We start from the raw sequence: 15552 nt of genomic DNA, 5'->3' as shown, positions 1-15552 counted from the left end.
ACTCAGGACGCCGTACGGCCCGCGCTCCCCGTCCGGGGCGCGGGCCGTACGGCGTCCGCGTACAACGGCTCCGGGCCGTCCGGGATCAGACGTCGGCCCGCGGCAGCTCCACGGCGATGCTGAGGCCGCCCTCCTCGCGGGGGCTGGCGCTCACCGTGCCGCCGTGCGCCTCGGCGACGACCCGGACGATCGACAGCCCCAGCCCGCTGCCGCGTTCGGAGCGCAACCGGTCGCCGTGCAGCCGCCGGAACGGCTCGAAGATCGAGTCGATCTCGTAGGCCGGGACGGGCAGCCCGGTGTTGGCCACCACCAGCTCCACCCGGTCGGCCCGCGACCGGGTGGACACCCATGCCTGGCCTCCGGCGTGGTTGTGCCGGATCGCGTTCTCCACGAGGTTCTGCACGAGCCGCTCGATCAGCACCGGCTCCCCCGCGGTCGGCGCGGGGTCCAGCAGCCGGTGGATGGTCACCTCCCGCTCCCGCGCCTCCTGCGCGGCCAGGTCGAGCACGTGCTCGACCACGTCGGTCAGGTCGAAGGGCCGCCGGTCCAGTACGGCCTGCTCGCCCTCGGTCAGTGCCAGCAGGCCGTCGATCAGCCGCTCGTGCCGGGTGTTGACCACCAGCAGGGACTCGCCGAGCCGCTTGACGTCCTCGGTCGCGTCGGGCCGCCGTACCGCCACGTCCACCAGGGTGCGGTTGATGGTGAGCGGGGTGCGCAGCTCGTGGGAGGCATTGGCGATGAAGCGCCGCTGGCCGTCGAAGGAGCGGGCCAGGCGGCCGATGACGGTGTCGACGACGTCGGCGAGCTCCTTGATCTCGTCGTCCGGCCCGTCGTGGGCGATGCGCCCGGACAGGTCGTGGCTCTCGGCGACCCGTCGCACGCTCGTGGTCATCGAGCGGACGGGGCGGAGCGTCCAGCCGGCGACTCTCCAGCCGATCAAAGCCGCGACCCCGCTGACCGCCACGAGCGCGCCGCCGCCCACGACGAGCACGTTCTTGATCGTGTCGGCCTGGTAGATCCGCCGGACCTGGGCGACCCGCTGCTGGGCCACGTAGTACTCCGGTTGCCAGGACGAGATGTGGTTCCCCGCGACCGTGATCCACTCAGGCTCCCGCAGCCCGTCGCGGGGCTCCAGGCTCTGCCGGACGATGACGGAGACGACCGCCAGCAGGAGCGCGCCGGCGATCAGGAAGACTCCCCCGCAGGCCAGGGCGGCGCGGAGGCGGATGTTGCGCTTCACGGGATGCGGTACCCCACTCCCGTGACGGTCTCGATGACCGGCGGATCGCCGATCTTGCGGCGCAGCTTCATCATCGTCGTGCGCACCGTGTTGGTGAACGGGTCGATGTGCTCGTCCCACACCTTCTCCAGCAGGGTCTCGGCGGAGACCACCACCCCGTCTGCGCGCAGCAGCTCGGCCAGCACGCCGAACTCCTTGCGGGACAGCGGCACGTACCGCCCGTCGCGGAAGACCTGCCGGTGCGCCCGGTCCAGGCGGATGCCCGCCCGCTCCAGCATCGGCGGATCGGCCGGGCGCGTGCGGCGGCCCAGCGCGTGGACGCGGGCCACCAGCTCCTCGAAGGCGAACGGCTTGGGCAGGTAGTCGTCGGCCCCCAGCGAGAGGCCCTCCACCCGGGAGCGCACGTCGCCGGCGGCGGTGAGCATCAGGACGCGCACGAGGGCGCCGTCGGCCACCACGGCCCTGCACACCTCGTCCCCGTGCACGCCCGGCAGGTCCCGGTCCAGGACGAGCACGTCGTACTCGTGGACCCGGAGCCGTTCCATAGCCGCCTCCCCGTCGTAGGCGACGTCGACGGCGAGCGCCTCCCCGCGCAACCCCTCCGCGATGGAGTCGGCGAGCATCCGCTCGTCCTCGGCGACCAGAACTCGCAAAGCGCCTCCATGATCTTCGAGTCCGCCAGCATGCCAGGAACCGTATAACGCGGACATAACCGGATTCGGTGACAGCGAGGTTATCGATCAATCGCTGGACTGCGTCCCACCGCGCCGGGAACCACCCGGCCCCGGACCGGGGGACCGTCCATGCCCACCTCATCCGGCGACATCCAGACCGGGCCCGCCGCATCCACCGACGTCCAGACCGCATCCACCGACGTCCAGACCGGACCCGCCGACGTCCAGACCGGACCCGCCGCGCCCGCCGACACGCGAACCGGGTCCGCCGCGCCCGCCGACACGCGAACCGGGCCCGCCGCGCCGGTCGGCCGCGCGCCGTACGACGGGCGCCGGGCCGTACCGCACGCCCTGCTCCGGGCCCTGCGCACGGGCCACACCCCGTTCGCCGTCGTGCTCGCCCTGGCCGCCGCGCTGCGCGGCCTGGTCATGCTCGGCTACGACACGGCCCAGCTCTACTGGTACGACTCCTTCACCTACCTGGACACGGCCGTACACCTCAAGCCCGCCGGCGCGTTCCACCCGGCCGGGTACTCCGCGTTCCTCCGGCTGCTGTGGCCCTTCCACAGCGTCGAGCTCGTCGCGGGCGTGCAGCACGTCATGGGGCTCGGCATGGGCCTGATGATCTATCTGGTGCTGCGCCGCAACGCGCTGCCCGCCTGGGGGGCGACGCTGGCGACCCTGCCCGTCCTGTTCGATCCGGCGTTCGCCAGGCTCGAGCACGCCGTCCTCTCCGACACCCAGGTCACCTTCCTGATCGTGGCCGCCCTGACGGTCCTGCTGTGGCGGGCCAGGCTGTCGGTGCGGGGGGCGGCCGCGGCGGGCCTGCTGCTGGCGCTGGCCGGGCTCACCCGCACGGCCGCGGTCCCGCTGCTCGGTCTGGTCCTGCTCTATCTGGTGCTGCGGCGGGCGGGATGGCGGCAGGTGGCCGCGCTGGCCCTGGCCGGGCTGCTGCCGCTGGCCGCCTACGCGGGCTGGTACCGGCACCACCACGACCGGTTCGCGCTCAGCGGCTCGGACGGCGTGGCGCTGTGGGCGCGCACGATGACGTTCGCCGACTGCTCGGTGATCAAGCCTCCGGCCCAGGAGGCCGAGCTCTGCCCGAACGGCACGGTCGTGGACGCCGCCTCGGAGTACGTGTGGGCCCCGGGAGCGTCACTCAACCGGCTGCCCGGGGACCGGTTCTCCCACAACGACCTGGCCCGTTCCTTCGCTCTGCGGGCCATCGCCGCGCAGCCGCTGGACTACGTCCGCGAGATCGCCCGCGACGCCTCTCTCGCCTTCGCCGCGACCCCGGTGCGCCACCCGCTCCGGGTGTCCCCGGCCCTGTCGTTCCCCCAGGGTTCCTGGGACCTGCCCGAGTTCCCGCTGATCGACAAGGTGCGCGCGGAGTACGACCCCGGCATCCGGGGGTTGTCCTCCGTCGAGCCGTACGGGAGCCTGCTGGCCGCCTACCGTTACCCCGGCGTCCTGCACGGCCCGCTGTTCGGCGTGATCCTCCTGCTGGGCGGCCTCGGCGCGATCGGGCGGCGCCGTACGGCCCTGCTGCCCTGGGCCGCGGGCGTGTTCCTGTTCCTCGGTCCGATCGCGGCGCTGGACTTCGACCACCGCTACGTGCTGCCGGCCGTCCCGGCGGCCTGCATCGCCGCCGCCCTCGGCGCCGCCGGCCTCCTGCGCACACTGCGCACCCGCCGCTCACCCCGTATCCCGTAACCCGGCGGCGAACCCGCTGAGGTTTCAGCTGCTCGTCACCGCTGCCGACAGCGCAGACCGAGAAAATCGTCCGGGGATCTGCCGTCGGAGGTCAGCTCGGAGGGAATCCTCTGCGTGCTCGCGTCGATCTCGACAGTCGACATCCCCGTATTCTCACTTTAAGGCGTCCGATCTCGCAGGCCTTCGTACCGAATTCCGTCGTCTACCGATCACCATGGGTGACCGCATTCGAGACGCGGGAAAGGGATCTCGGCAGAAGGGAGAAGGTCAGGGCGGCGGATCCGAGTGTGGCGGCGCAGGCCGCGTTCAGGGCGACGGGTGGACCGGCGAGTTCGCTCAGGGCCGGGCCGGTGAAGGCGCCGATCACCGTCGCGGCGGCCTCGACGGTGAGGAAGGCAGCGCTGACGCGGCCGAGCAGCGCCGCCGGACTGGTTCGCTGCACCCATGTCTGCACGGCGACCAGCACCGTCACTCCGGGGATGCCGAGCAGGAAGGCCGCGGTCAGCGCCACGGGCATCGACCGGGCGTTGAACATCACGAAGAACGCGCCGGCGACCATGACCTGTCCGCAGGTGATCGCCGTCCGGGCGGGGAACCGCTCGACGATCCTCCGGCTGATCGGCGCGCCCAGCAGGAATCCGGCGCTCAGGGCCGACAGCAGCCAGCCGACGTTCGCGCTGCCGCCGAGATAGGTCACCCCGAACGGCACCAGCAGCGCGGTGAGCGCCGCGTTCGCCGCCAGGTAGACACCACTGGCGGCCAGCAGGGCGCGGGCGGTGGAGGAGCGCCGCAGATGGCTCAGCCCGTCGCGCAGTTCCGCGGGGACCCGCCGGGAAGGGCGCCGGTCACGGGAGTAGGGCCGGGTGAACGCGATCGCCGTCGCGGAGGCCAGGTAGCCCACGGCCGAGGCGGTGACGACGGCGCCGATCCCGAAGAAGGCGAACAGCGTGGCTCCGAGCGGGGCCGCCACCAGGCCGACGGCGCCGGAAGTGACGGCGTTGAGCGCATTAGCACTGGTCAGCGTGGGTCCGGTGCCGACGACGGCGGGGGTGTGAGCCTGGGCCGCGGGGCGGAACAGCACCGCCGCCACGCCTTCCGCGAGCACCGCCAGATAGACGAGCCAGACGGTGTCGGGGGTCCGGGCGAACAGCAGCAGGCAGACCACCGGCACACGGACGAGGTCGGTGCCGGCCATCAGGCGCCGGCGGTCCCACCGATCGGCCACCACCCCGGCGAACGGCCCCAGCACCAGGACCGGCAGGTATTCGACGGCCAGGGTGAGCCCGGTCGCCAGCACCGAGCCGGTCACCGCGTACATGTGGGCGGGGACGGCGACGACCAGGAGACCGGCGGCGAGGGTGGCGTTGAGCCGTGCCACCCACAGCAGCCGGAAGTCCCGCACCCGCAGCGCCCCCAGCACGTCTCCCCCTCGTTTATTCTGTGAGGAGAGAAACACGACCGCATTATTCTGTCAAGATAAGATCATGGATCACGTCGAACTGGGCCGGCGCCTACGCGCCCGGCGCGCCGCCCTCGGCCGGACCGTCGCCTCGATCTCCGCCGACGCCGGACTGTCGGTGCCGTACGTGGCCAATCTGGAGAACGGCCGGGGCAACCCCACCCTGTCCGCCCTCGACCGGCTGGCCACCGCGCTCGGCACCCGCCTGACCCTCACCCTCTCCAGTCCCGACGACGGCCCCGGAGACGGCACGGGAGATGGCGGCGGCGACGGCGACGGCGGGCCGGTCCCGCCGCCCGCGCTCCTCGCCTTCGCCCGCACCCGCCACTTCCGCCGGGAGGCGGGCGACCTGGCCGCGCTCCTCGGGGAGGAACAGCACGCCGTGCAGGCCCGCCTGCTCGGCGCCCTGGCCGCCGTCGCCCACGCCCTCCACCGTCAGGAGATGCCCGAACGCGACTGGCAACGCCTCCTGGACGCCCTGGTGCTCGTCCTCGCCCATCCCGCCGGGTGAGTGACCGCCGGCGGCGGAGACGGGCCGTCCCCTGAACGCGCGGCGCCGTACGGTCCCCCGGGTGAAGGGGACCGTACGGCGCGGGCGATCGGCGGGCGGGTGGTCAGCCGGTGTTCTGCAGGCCGGCGGCGACGCCGTTGACCGACAGGAGCAGCAGCGTGGACAGGCGGTCGCGCTCCTCCTCCGGCAGTCCCTCCTCGGCCCGCAGGGCGGACAGGGCGCGAAGCTGCAGGTGGGACAGGGCGTCGACGTAGGGGTCGCGGAGCTGGACGGCGCGGGACAGGACGCGGCGGTTCTCCAGCAGGCGGGTGTGGCCGGTGACCTCCAGGACCAGGCGGCGGGTCAGGTCGTACTCGGCCAGGACCTGTTCCATGAAGTCGTCCCGGCCGCCCAGCGCCAGATAGCGGGAGGCGATGTCGCGGTCGGTCTTGGCCAGGGACATCTCCACGTTGTCCAGCAGGGAGGCGAACAGCGGCCACTCGCGGTAGGCGGCGCGCAGCTCCTCGATGCCGGTCTCGGAGACCACCGCCTCCAGGCCGCTGCCCAGGCCGTACCAGCCGGGCAGGTTGACCCGGGTCTGCGCCCAGGCGAACACCCACGGGATGGCCCGCAGGTCGTCCAGGGAGCGGGGGGCGCCGAGCCCGCGGCGGGCCGGGCGGGAGCCCAGGCGCAGCGAGCCGATCTCCTCCAGCGGGCTGACCAGGGAGAACCACTCGGGGAAGCCGGGCGCCTCGGTCAGCGAGCGGTAGGCCTTCTCGGAGGCGGAGGCGACCCGCCCGGCCACCGTGCGGAAGCGCGCGGCGGCCTCGGCGGTGCGGGCCTCGACGGCCGGGGTGGAGGCGAGCAGCACCGCGGAGGTGACCTGCTCCAGGTGGCGGCGGGCGATGGCCTCGTGGCCGTACCTGGCGAAGATGACCTCGCCCTGCTCGGTGACCTTGAACCGGCCGCCGACCGAGCCGGGGGCCTGGGCGAGCACGGCCCGGTTGGCCGGTCCGCCGCCGCGGCCCAGGGCGCCGCCCCGGCCGTGGAAGAGGGTCAGCCGCACGTCGTGCTCGGCGGCCCAGGCGGCCAGCGCCTCCTGCGCCTCGTACAGCTTCAGCGTGGCCGCGGCCGGGCCGAGCTCCTTGGCCGAGTCGGAGTAGCCGAGCATGACCTCCAGGCTGCGGCCGTTCACCGCCAGGCGCTCCTGGATGGCGGGGATCTGCAGCATCCCCGAGAGTACGGCGGGCGCGGCGGCCAGGTCGGCGCCGGACTCGAACAGCGGGACCACGTCGAGCGTGGGCGCCCGCTCGCCGAGGGCGTGCCGGGCCAGCTCGTAGACGGCGGCGATGTCGTCGGCCGAGCGGGTGAAGGAGACGACGTAGCGGGAGCAGGCGGTCGTGCCGAAGCGCTCCTGGATCCAGCCGATCGTCCGGATGGTGGCCAGCACCTCGTCGGTGCGCTCGGAGGTCTCCCCCGCGGCGATCTCGGCCAGCGCGGCGGCGTGCACCTGCGAGTGCTGGCGCACCTCCAGCTCCGCCAGGTGGAAGCCGAAGGTCTCGGCCTGCCAGATCAGGTGCTGCAGCTCGCCGTACGCCTGCCGCTTCGCCCCGGCCGCGGCCAGGGAGGCCTGGACCAGGCGCAGGTCGGCCGTGAACTCCTCCGGCGAGCGGTAGGCCAGGTCGAGGCTGCGCTGCCGGGTGGCGGCGATCCGGGCCGCGACGTACAGCAGCCACTGCCGGTGCGGCTCCCGCGGAGAACGGGTGGCCATCTCCGAGACCATCTCGGGGTGGTCGTTCTCGGCGGCGGCCAGGGCGGCGCGCAGCTGCGGCGAGGCCGGGGTGTACTCGGCGGTGACGGTCAGGCTCCGGCCGATCCGCGAGGTGGCGTTCTCCAGGGCGATCAGCACGTGCTCGGACTGGATGAGCACCGCGTCCCTGGTCACCTTGGCGGTGACGTTGGGGTTGCCGTCGCGGTCGCCGCCGATCCAGCTGCCGTAGCGGATGAAGGCGCGGGTCAGCGGCTCGCGGGTGCCGGTGTCCCCGCCGAGGGCGGCGTCCAGGGAGCGGTAGACCTGCGGGACCATCCGGAACAGGGTCTCGTCGAAGGCCGCCATCGCGGTGCGGACCTCGTCCAGCGGGTCGAGCTTGGTGTGCCGGAGCTGGGCGGTCCGCCACAGCAGGTCGATCTCCTCGAGCAGCCGGCGCCGGGTCTCCGCGCGCTCGGCCGCGCCCCGCTCGGGGCTGTTGTAGGCGGCCAGCTGGGCGCTGACCCGCTGGATCGCGGTGACCACCGCGCGCCGGCGCGCCTCGGTGGGGTGGGCGGTCAGGACGGGGTGCAGCCGGAGCCCGTCCACCAGCTCGGTGACGCGCTCGTCGCCGAGCTCGTGGACGGCCTGGGCGAGGGACTCGGGCAGCGGCTCCTCGCCGGTGTCGCGGACCCGGAGGGTGCGGATGCGGAAGTGCTCCTCGGCCAGGTTCGCCAGGTGGAAGTAGCAGGTGAAGGCACGGGCGATCTTGACGGCCCGGCCGATCGGCCACTCGGCGACCATCGTGGTGATCTCGTCGACCGAGATCTCCCTGCGGCGTGCCGCGATGACGGCCTTGCGGAGGCGTTCGACATCGGCGAGCAGGTCGTCGCCGCCGTGCTCGGCGATGACCTGACCCAGGAGCCCGCCGAGCAGCCGCACGTCCGCGCGGAGCTCGTCGGGCATCTCGGTGACGGCGGAAGAACGTTCTACCTGATGGGGCGCGCTGGCGGACATGCATGCCAGCGTAGCGAGAGCGATTTACCCGGCGGAGACCGGTCTCACCTAATGGACTAGACCAATGGTGAGAGGCTCAGGCGGGCCGGGAAATCGACTCCAGGATCTCCGGATACCGTCCGTACGCGATGTTCCCGGCGATCCTGCGACCGGCCCAGGCGATCAGGATCCCGTACGGCAGAGCGAGCAGGACGGCCCAGGTGAGGCCGAACATCACGGGCAGCACCACGGGCAGCGCCAGCAGGCCGGTGCCGATCATCGCGCCGAACGACCCCATGAAGGCGATGCCGCCCTGGCCCGGGGCCGCGCCGGTGAAGGCGTTGAGCCGGTCGGGGACGGTGTACGGCAGGAGCACGCTGGTCAGCGCCCCCACGCCCAGCCCGACGCCCAGGATGCCCCAGGCGAGGGGCACGGCGAGCAGGGCCCAGACCGGGTTCCCGGCCAGGATCGCGGCCAGCAGGGCCAGCAGGACGAGCACCGGGGCCGCGATCGTCACCACGGCCAGGTGCCGCCCGGCCAGGTCGGTGCGCCAGTCGCGGACGGTGGCGTACACCACGGAGTTCATCCACACCGACCGGCCGTCGATGCCGAAGGAGTTGCACGACTGCAGGCTGATCATCAGTGCCCCGAGGCACGCGGGGCCGACGGCGAGCCCGGGGCCCGGCGGGGCCCCCTCCTGACCGCCGAGGGAGAAGGCCAGGATGCCGGTGACCGCGAGGGAGGCGAACCAGCCGACCCGGCCGCGGGGGTCGCGGCGGGCGTACTTGAGCTCCTTGGTGGCGACCGCGGCGAGCCGGCCGTCGGGCAGGACGCGCGCCAATAGGCCTTTGGAGTTGCGGACCGAGGCGGCCTCGGTCGAGGCGTCCGTGGTCACCATGGCCCGGCGCAGCGCGACGATCCACAGCCACCCGAGCAGTACGGTCAGCGCGGCCAGGACGGCCAGTTCCGCCAGGGCGACGGGCCCGCCGTCGGCGATGGCGTGCGCGGCCATGCCGGGCGGGGTCCAGCGCAGCGCGACGGCGGCGCCGTGCAGGAGCGTCAGCGGATCACCGCCCAGGCCCCGGTTGAGGATGAGGTTGGGCAGCTGGGCGGCCAGGATGAAGAAGATCACGGAGATCGCGAGCACGTCGCGGCCGCGGCGGGTGCGCAGCACCCCCGACAACGAGGTGGTGACCAGCCGGGAGACGACGATGCACAGGGCGAACTGGAGCAGCACGGCGACGACGCCGACGGCCACGCCGCCGGCCCCTCTCGGCAGGCCCACGATCGCGCCGGAGAGCATGATCAGCGTGGCGACCGGCCACACGCCGGTGACCGAGGAGGCGAACATGCCGGTCGCCAGCTGCCGGGTCCGCAGCGGCAGCAGCGCGAGCCGGGACGGGTCGAGGGTGTCGTCCAGCCCGAAGGCCAGCAGAGGGACGACCGCCCAGCCGACCAGGAACAGGGTGAACACCACGATCCCGGCGTCCTGCGCGACCTCGGCGGGCGCCATGCGCAGCATCGCCATCGTGAGGAAGCCGGAGGAGGCCACGACGACCGCGGCGATCACCGTGAAGATGAACCCGAGCAGGCGCGTGGTGTCGCCGCGCAGGTTCCCGGCGACCAGCCGCAGCTTGAGCCGGGCGAAGATCATGGGGCCGACCCGCGCGGCGGGGGCGTCGGCGCTCACGACGGTGTCGCTCCCAGCCACGACAGCCCCTCCCCCCCGTTGCCGTGCGCGTGCGCGCCGACCAGGCCGAGGAAGGCCTCGTTGAGGCTCCGGCCGCCCCTGACCGCCTCCAGCGGGCCCTGGGCGACGATCTGGCCGCGGTTCATCACCGAGACCCAGTCGCACAGCCGCTCCACCAGGTCCATGACGTGGCTGGAGAAGACGACGGTCGAGCCCGAGGCGGTGTAGCGCCGCAGCACCTCCTCCAGCGTGTTGGCGCTGACCGGGTCGACGCCCTCGAACGGCTCGTCCAGGAAGAGCACCGCGGGGTTGTGCAGCAGGGCCGCGGCCAGTCCTATCTTCTTGCGCATGCCGGTGGAGTAGTCGACGACCAGCTTGTCGGCCGAGTCGGTGAGGTCCATGACGCGCAGCAGCTCCTCGGCGCGCCGTTCCACCTCGGCCTTGGGGATGCCGCGCAGCTGGCCGTTGTAGGACAGCAGCTCCCGGCCCGACAGCCGCTCGAACAGGCGCAGGCCCTCGGGCAGGACGCCGATGCGGGCCTTGACCGTGACGGGATCGCGCCAGACGTCGGCGCCGCCGATCAGGACGGTCCCGGCGTCCGGGCGGAGCAGGCCCGTGACCATGCTCAACGTGGTGGTCTTGCCCGCGCCGTTGGGCCCGACGAGGCCGGCGAAACCACCCCGGGGGACCACGAGGTCGACGCCGCCCACGGCCACCTGTTCCCCGAACCGTTTGAACAGGCCACGCGTCCGTACGGCTTCTTCGATATCCGACATAGTGCCCCATTCTCCCCTGCGTAGTTGCCCGATTGGTCCTTTCTGCGTTTCACCGATCCGGCGCCCCTCCGCCGTATCGCCAGTGCAACGAACGACGGCCCCCGATGGTTCTGAATGTCAGGAGACGGTTACCCTGCTGGGCATGAGCCGGAGCCGACTCGACGAGGAGTGGGGAACGACCAGTGAGCGCTGAAGCCGTACCGCCGGCGATCGACATCCACACGACGGCGGGGAAACTCGCCGATCTGGAGCGCCGCCTGGACGAGGCCGCCCACGCGGGGTCGGCCCGCGCGGTCGAGAGGCAGCACGCCAAGGGCAAGATGACCGCCCGCGAGCGGGTCCTGGCGTTCCTGGACCCCGGCAGCTTCGTGGAGTTCGACACCCTGGCCAGGCACCGTTCCACCAGCTTCGGCCTGGAGCGCGAGCGGCCGTACGGCGACGGCGTGGTGACCGGGCACGGCACGGTGGACGGCCGCCCGGTGGCGGTGTTCTCCCAGGACTTCACCGTGTTCGGCGGATCGCTGGGCGAGGTCTTCGGCGAGAAGATCGTCAAGGTCATGGACCACGCGCTCAAGACCGGTTGCCCGGTGGTCGGCATCAACGACTCCGGCGGCGCGCGCATCCAGGAGGGCGTCGTCTCCCTCGGCCTCTACGCCGAGATCTTCAAGCGGAACGTGCACGCCTCCGGCGTGATCCCGCAGATCTCCCTGATCATGGGTCCCTGCGCGGGCGGCGCGGTCTACTCCCCCGCCCTCACCGACTTCGTGCTCATGGTGTCGGAGAAGTCGCACATGTTCATCACCGGCCCGGACGTCATCAAGACGGTCACCGGCGAGGAGGTGACGTTCGAGGAGCTCGGCGGGGCGCACACGCACAACTCCCGGTCGGGCGTGGCGCACTACGAGGCGGGCGACGAGGCCGACTGCCTGGAGTTCGCCCGGGCGCTGCTGTCCTACCTGCCCTCCAACAACATGGACGACCCGCCGGCCTTCGAGGCCGACCCGGTCCTGGAGACCACCGACGAGGACCTCGAGCTGGACACGCTGATCCCCGACTCGGCCAACCAGCCCTACGACATGCACGAGGTGGTCGCCCGGGTCCTGGACGACGGCGAGTTCCTGGAGCTGCACGCGCAGTTCGCGCCGAACATCCTGGTCGGCTTCGGCCGGGTCGAGGGGCGCCCGGTGGGGATCGTGGCCAACCAGCCGATGAGCTTCGCCGGCACGCTCGACATCGCCGCCTCGGAGAAGGCCGCCAGGTTCGTGCGGACCTGCGACGCCTTCAACATCCCGGTGCTGACCTTCGTCGACGTCCCGGGCTTCCTGCCGGGCACCGACCAGGAGTGGAACGGCATCATCCGCCGGGGCGCCAAGCTGCTGTACGCCTACGCGGAGGCCACGGTGCCGCTGGTCACGGTGATCACCCGCAAGGCGTACGGCGGCGCCTACGACGTCATGGGCTCCAAGCACCTGGGCGCCGACGTCAACCTGGCCTGGCCGACCGCGCAGATCGCCGTGATGGGCGCGCAGGGCGCGGTCAACATCCTCTACCGGCGCGAGCTGGCCGCCGCCGACGACCCGGACGCCGCGCGGGCCCGGCTGGTGACCGAATACGAGGACACCCTCGCCAACCCGTATCTCGCGGCGGAAAGAGGGTATGTGGACGCGGTGATCCGGCCTTCCGACACCCGCGTGCAGATCGTCAGGGCTCTGCGGGCGCTGCGCAACAAGCGCGCCACGCTGCCCCCGAAGAAGCACGGCAACATACCGCTGTAGGCGCGCGGAGGTGGGAGGCTCGATGGGTGCGAGGGCACGGCTGTCAGAGCGCGCGGAACCGGTGGAGGAGATCCGATGAGCCATTTGAAGATCGTCCATGGGGACGCGACGCCGGAGGAGATCGCCGCACTGGTGATCGCCCTCGCCTCACGGTCCGCCTCACCAGCAAAAGACCCACAAAAGTCGGAAAACTGGCGCAACCCCGCACACCAGATGCGAAAGCAACTTCCAACCGGGCAACACGCATGGCGATCAAGCAGGCTTCCCGGATAGATCCCGAGAACATGGTGTCAAGTTGCGCGAGAGTTGGGACCATCTAAGAAATGGGCGCATATAGTCAGCCGATCAGCTAGTCACGAGGCCTGGAGGACGACATGGCCATCCTTGACCTCACTTCCCACCCCGTCGCCGCGAAGTACGCCGTCCTCGTCGACGTCGGATACCTCTACGCCGCGGCGGGCGAGGTGCTGCTCGGCGCCAAGGAGCGCAAGGAGTACCGCGTCGCCGCCGACGAGCTGATCCAGGCGCTGCAGAAGCACGCCGAGGCTCGCATCCACGGCGAGCTGCTGCGCATCTACTGGTACGACGCCGCCCGTGACCGGGTGCCGACCGTGGACCAGCGCGTCATCGCCCAGCTCCCCTGGGTCAAGGTGCGCCTGGGCAACCTCAACGCGCGCGGCCAGCAGAAGGGCGTGGACGCGCAGATCAGGAGCGACCTGGAGGCCCTGGCGCGGCACCACGCGGTCAGCGACACCATCCTGCTGGCGGGCGACGAGGACATGGTCCCGGCCGTGGAGGCCGCCCAGGCCTACGGCGTGCGCATCCACCTGTGGGGCGTCGAGCCGCCCTACGGCACCAACCAGGCCGAGCGCCTGGTCTGGGAGTCCGACACCGTCGAGATCCTCAGCGCCGACTTCCTGCGCGACTTCTTCAGCCGGGCGCCCCAGCCCGTCCCCGTCCCGCCCGCGACCCCCTCGCCCGCCCAGGTCTTCGCCGGCCGTACCCCCGCCGCGATCAAACCCAAGGTCCCGGCCGGCCAGGTCACCAAGCTGGGCCCCAGCCGTCCCCGCGTCGAGGAGGTCGGCGAGCACGTCGCCCAGAAGTGGATCCTCACCCGCGGCCGCGACAACATCCGCGACCTGCTGCCGGGGCCGATCCTGCCCACGGTCATCGACACCGAGCTCCTGATCGAGGCCGAGAAGGAGCTCGGCCACTCGCTGCGCCCGTTCCCCGAGGCCCGCGTGTGGCTGCGCGACGGCTTCTGGGCGCGCGTCTACCGGGAGTTCGACCTGGGGGTCGGCATCTCCTCCAAGTGACCCCGGCGGTCGCCCGGAGGGCGTGACGGTCGCGTCCGATTTCCGCCAGTCATCCGGCATGGGCTGCGGATAGCGTTGTTCGCATGTTGGCCGGAAAACTCGACTTCGACTCCTGTTACCGTGCGGTGACCGCACGGGACGCCCGGTTCGACGGGCGGTTCTACACGGCGGTCACCTCCACCGGCATCTACTGCCGGCCGATCTGCCCGGCGCGCACGCCCGCCTCGCGCAACGTGCGCTTCTACCGCCACGCCGCCTCCGCCGAGGCGGCCGGCTTCCGCCCGTGCAAGCGCTGCCGTCCCGAGCTCAGTCCCGGCGACCCCGGCTGGGACCACCGGGGCGACCTGGTCGGCCGGGCGCTGCGGCTGATCGAGGAGGGCGTGGCCGACGACACCGGGATCACCGGACTGGCCGGGCGGCTGCACATCACCGAGCGCCACCTGCACCGGCTGTTCACCGCCGAGCTCGGCGCCGGGCCGCTGGCCGTGGCCAGGACCAAGCGCCTGCTGCTGGCCAAGCAGCTGCTGACCGAGACCGGCCTGCCCATCACGGACGTGGCCTTCGCCGCCGGGTTCGGGAGCGTGCGGCAGTTCAACGCGACGATGAAGGAGACGTACGGCTTCACGCCCGGCGAGCTGCGGGCCACGGCGGGCCGGGCCGTCACCGGTGACGCGCTGACCCTGCGGCTGCACCGGCGGGAGCCGTACGACGCCGAGAGCCTGATGCGCTTCCTGGCCGCCCGGGCGATCACCGGCCTGGAACGGGTCGACGGTCCGGGGTCCCCCGCCTCGGGCGCCGTTACCGCGGGCCCGGACAGAACCGGGCCGGGGGACGGCGCCGCGGATCCGGGCAGGGTCGGACCGGACGACGGCGCGGATCCGGACGGGACCGTTTCCGCGGGCGGCGGGCGGGCGGGTCACTGGCGCTACAGCCGGGTCGTCCCGGGCGGCCTGGTCACCCTGACCGCCCTCCCCGGCCACATCCGGCTGGAGGTGAGCCTCGCCGACACCCGCCACCTGGCCCGGGTCGTCTCGCGCTGCCGCCGCCTGTTCGACCTCGACGCCGACCCCGGCGCCATCTCCTCCGCCCTGGGCGAGACCGCGCTGGGCCCGCTCGTCGAGGCCCGTCCCGGCCTGCGCGTCCCCGGCGCCTTCGACGGCTTCGAGCTGGCCGTGCGGGCGGTGGTGGGCCAGCAGGTCTCGGTCGCCGGGGCCCGCACCCTCCTCGGCCGCATCGTCGCCCGCGCCGGCCGCCCGGCCGTACCCGTGACGGACGACCCCGCGCGGGGAGAATCCTTCCCGGGCGGGCTCACCCACCTGTTCCCCACCGCAGGCGACCTCCTGGAGGCCGACCTCGACGGGCTCGGGCTGACCGGGCGGCGGGTGGCCACCCTGAAGGCGCTCGCCGAGGCCGTCACCGGCGGCGAGCTCGACCTGGACGGCGCCCAGGAACCGGCCGAGGCAGTCGCCCGGCTGCTGGAGGTGCCCGGCGTCGGGCCGTGGACGGCGGGCTACATCGCCCTGCGGGCCCTGCGGGACCCGGACGCCTGGCCGGAAGGCGACCTCGGCCTCCGGCGGGCCATGGCCTGCCTGGGCATCCCCGACGACCACATCGACCGCTGGCGCCCCTGGCGCGCCTACGCCGCTCTGCACCTGTGGATGGCGGCTGTGTTTGAC

The 15552-nt window shown here is 72.6% G+C and carries 12 protein-coding genes; 6 read left to right on the top strand and 6 right to left on the bottom strand.

Annotated features, from left to right (window positions below; genetic code table 11):
• Nucleotides 1-85: 85 nt before the first annotated feature.
• Entirely contained in the window at nt 86-1240 is a 1155-nt protein-coding gene (locus tag Psi01_RS01385; protein WP_204062053.1) for a sensor histidine kinase, read from the bottom strand.
• Complete coding sequence (locus Psi01_RS01380; protein WP_204062052.1) at nt 1237-1893, bottom strand: response regulator transcription factor; 657 nt, start codon at nt 1891-1893, stop codon at nt 1237-1239. The genes Psi01_RS01385 and Psi01_RS01380 overlap by 4 nt, the downstream gene beginning before the upstream one ends.
• Before the next feature lie 150 nt (nt 1894-2043).
• Here Psi01_RS01380 and Psi01_RS01375 point away from each other — a divergent pair, with 150 nt between their 5' ends.
• Complete coding sequence (locus tag Psi01_RS01375) at nt 2044-3627, top strand: hypothetical protein (protein WP_239126928.1); 1584 nt, start codon at nt 2044-2046, stop codon at nt 3625-3627.
• Nucleotides 3628-3829: 202 nt separating this feature from the next.
• On the opposite strand, the gene Psi01_RS01370 is transcribed toward Psi01_RS01375, so the two are convergent.
• Nucleotides 3830-5047 carry an MFS transporter gene (locus Psi01_RS01370; RefSeq protein WP_204062051.1) on the bottom strand — a complete coding sequence of 406 codons (1218 nt, stop codon included), beginning with the start codon at nt 5045-5047 and terminating at the stop codon, nt 3830-3832.
• A 64-nt stretch (nt 5048-5111) separates the two neighbouring features.
• On the opposite strand from Psi01_RS01370, the gene Psi01_RS01365 reads away from it, so the two are divergent.
• The gene (locus Psi01_RS01365; RefSeq protein ID WP_204062050.1) at nt 5112-5597 is read left to right on the top strand and encodes a helix-turn-helix domain-containing protein; all 486 of its coding nucleotides are present in this window, start codon (nt 5112-5114) and stop codon (nt 5595-5597) included.
• Nucleotides 5598-5700: 103 nt separating this feature from the next.
• Here Psi01_RS01365 and Psi01_RS01360 read toward each other — a convergent pair whose 3' ends face one another.
• The 3 genes from Psi01_RS01360 to Psi01_RS01350 form a co-directional block, all read right to left on the bottom strand.
• Nucleotides 5701-8340 (bottom strand): phosphoenolpyruvate carboxylase, encoded by a 2640-nt coding sequence (locus tag Psi01_RS01360; protein WP_204062049.1) that lies wholly within the window; start codon nt 8338-8340, stop codon nt 5701-5703.
• 76 nt (nt 8341-8416) lie between these two features.
• Nucleotides 8417-10030 carry a hypothetical protein gene (locus tag Psi01_RS01355; protein WP_204062048.1) on the bottom strand — a complete coding sequence of 538 codons (1614 nt, stop codon included), beginning with the start codon at nt 10028-10030 and terminating at the stop codon, nt 8417-8419.
• A complete protein-coding gene (locus Psi01_RS01350; protein ID WP_204062047.1) occupies nt 10006-10785 on the bottom strand; it encodes an ABC transporter ATP-binding protein in 780 nt (259 codons plus the stop codon). Before Psi01_RS01350 ends, Psi01_RS01355 begins: the two co-directional genes overlap by 25 nt.
• A 182-nt stretch (nt 10786-10967) precedes the next feature.
• Here Psi01_RS01350 and Psi01_RS01345 point away from each other — a divergent pair, with 182 nt between their 5' ends.
• The 4 genes from Psi01_RS01345 to Psi01_RS01330 form a co-directional block, all read left to right on the top strand.
• A complete protein-coding gene (locus Psi01_RS01345; RefSeq protein WP_204062046.1) occupies nt 10968-12560 on the top strand; it encodes an acyl-CoA carboxylase subunit beta in 1593 nt (530 codons plus the stop codon).
• A 75-nt stretch (nt 12561-12635) separates the two neighbouring features.
• Nucleotides 12636-12833, top strand: coding sequence for an acyl-CoA carboxylase subunit epsilon (locus Psi01_RS44470; protein WP_204062045.1), 198 nt, complete (start codon nt 12636-12638; stop codon nt 12831-12833).
• Nucleotides 12834-12934: 101 nt separating this feature from the next.
• Nucleotides 12935-13876: an NYN domain-containing protein gene (locus tag Psi01_RS01335; protein WP_204062044.1), complete on the top strand. Its 942-nt coding sequence runs from the start codon at nt 12935-12937 to the stop codon at nt 13874-13876.
• Between the two features lie 83 nt (nt 13877-13959).
• Nucleotides 13960-15552, top strand: a 1593-nt coding sequence (locus Psi01_RS01330) for a DNA-3-methyladenine glycosylase 2 family protein (RefSeq protein WP_204062043.1), incomplete at its 3' end; no start/stop codon positions are given.

The organism is Paraplanobispora siamensis (genome assembly GCF_016863175.1).
GTDB classification, from domain to species: domain Bacteria; phylum Actinomycetota; class Actinomycetes; order Streptosporangiales; family Streptosporangiaceae; genus Planobispora; species Planobispora siamensis.
Note: the sequence above shows the minus strand (reverse complement) of the source record. Positions and strands in the feature narration are given on the sequence as shown.

Coding starts and splice junctions, on each gene's coding strand:
- Psi01_RS01375 (WP_239126928.1), top strand. CDS start 2,044: ATGCCCACCTCATCCGGCGACATCCAGACCGGGCCCGCCGCATCCACC.
- Psi01_RS01365 (WP_204062050.1), top strand. CDS start 5,112: ATGGATCACGTCGAACTGGGCCGGCGCCTACGCGCCCGGCGCGCCGCC.
- Psi01_RS01360 (WP_204062049.1), bottom strand. CDS start 8,340: ATGTCCGCCAGCGCGCCCCATCAGGTAGAACGTTCTTCCGCCGTCACC.
- Psi01_RS01350 (WP_204062047.1), bottom strand. CDS start 10,785: ATGTCGGATATCGAAGAAGCCGTACGGACGCGTGGCCTGTTCAAACGG.
- Psi01_RS44470 (WP_204062045.1), top strand. CDS start 12,636: ATGAGCCATTTGAAGATCGTCCATGGGGACGCGACGCCGGAGGAGATC.
- Psi01_RS01335 (WP_204062044.1), top strand. CDS start 12,935: ATGGCCATCCTTGACCTCACTTCCCACCCCGTCGCCGCGAAGTACGCC.